General features: G+C 75.4%; 2 protein-coding genes. One reads left to right on the top strand and one right to left on the bottom strand.

Annotated features, from left to right (window positions below; genetic code table 11):
• A partial coding sequence (locus tag GPJ59_RS36340; protein ID WP_219672369.1) for a GntR family transcriptional regulator occupies positions 1 to 340 on the bottom strand: 340 nt, incomplete at its 3' end.
• Between the two features lie 37 nt (positions 341 to 377).
• On the opposite strand from GPJ59_RS36340, the gene GPJ59_RS36335 reads away from it, so the two are divergent.
• The gene (locus GPJ59_RS36335; RefSeq protein WP_308120703.1) at positions 378 to 1070 is read left to right on the top strand and encodes a pyridoxamine 5'-phosphate oxidase family protein; all 693 of its coding nucleotides are present in this window, start codon (positions 378 to 380) and stop codon (positions 1068 to 1070) included.
• Positions 1071 to 1188: the final 118 nt, after the last annotated feature.

The following is a 1188-nucleotide window of genomic DNA, read 5'->3' as shown; positions in this document are numbered from 1 at the left end:
GCGCCGGCCCGAGCGGGGGCAGCAGCAGCGGGTCGGGATTGCCGGTGGACAGGTCCCGGGCGCCGGGCGGGGCGGCCACGCGCATCGAGTCCCGCGGGGTGCTCGCCGGGCGCGCCCGCACCCGGCTGCCGCGCCGCCCGTCGGTCTCGATCACCCCGCGCTCGCGCAGGGTGCGGTAGGCGGCGGCCACGGTGTTGGGGTTGACCCCCAGCGTGGCCGCCAGCTCCCGCATCGGCGGCAGCAGCGCACCCGGCGCGAGCGCTCCCGAGCCGACGCCCGTCTCCACGCTGGCCGCGATCTCCGATGCGCGACGCCCTTCGATCCGATATTCTCCTAGCACAAACGACATTATGCACTAGTGCAATGGAGTTCGCATCGTGACTGCCGTATCGACCGACACCGCCGCCGAGGCCGCCGGGGCCGCGTACGCGCCCACCGAACGGACCGTCCCGAGCCGGGCCCGCGAGCGGGCCCACTACGACCGGGAGACAGTGCACTCGATCCTCGACGCGGCCTACCTCTGCCACCTCGGCTTCGTCCGCGACGGCGCCCCGGTCGTACTGCCCACCCTGTACGCCCGGGTCGGCGAGCGGCTCTACCTCCACGGCTCCACCGGATCGCGCCCGATGCTCGCCGCCGGCCGGCCGGACCCGGGCCTGCCGGTCTGTGTGACGGTCACGCACGTGGACGGCCTGGTGCTGGCCAAGTCGGCCTTCCACCACTCGATCAACTACCGGTCGGTGGTGGCCCACGGCACCGCCTACCAGGTGACGGACGAGGCCGAGGCCCGCATGGCGCTCGACGCCCTCGTCGACGCCGTGGTCGCCGGCCGCTCGGCCGACAGCCGGCCGGCGAACGCCAAGGAGCTCGCCGCCACCGCCGTGATCCGCCTGGACCTGGAACAGGTGTCGGCGAAGATACGGACCGGCGGGGTGAACGACGAGCCCGAGGACCTGGCGCTGCCGCACTGGTCGGGCGTGGTCCCGGTCGCCCGGACGTACGGGACCCCCGAGCCGTCCGAGGGCCAGGACCCGGCCGTCGCGCTGCCGGACTACCTCACCGAGCTCTGAACCGGGGCGGGCCGCACCGCCGGCCCGCCCTCGCCGGACTGCCCAGCCTCGCCGGACTGCCCAGCCTCGTCGGCCCGCGCACCCTCGCCGGCCCGCTCCGCTCCGGCCCGCTCCGCTC

Source organism: Streptomyces bambusae (assembly GCF_019400985.1).
In the GTDB taxonomy this organism is placed as follows: Bacteria; Actinomycetota; Actinomycetes; order Streptomycetales; family Streptomycetaceae; genus Streptomyces; species Streptomyces bambusae_A.
Note: the sequence above shows the minus strand (reverse complement) of the source record. Positions and strands in the feature narration are given on the sequence as shown.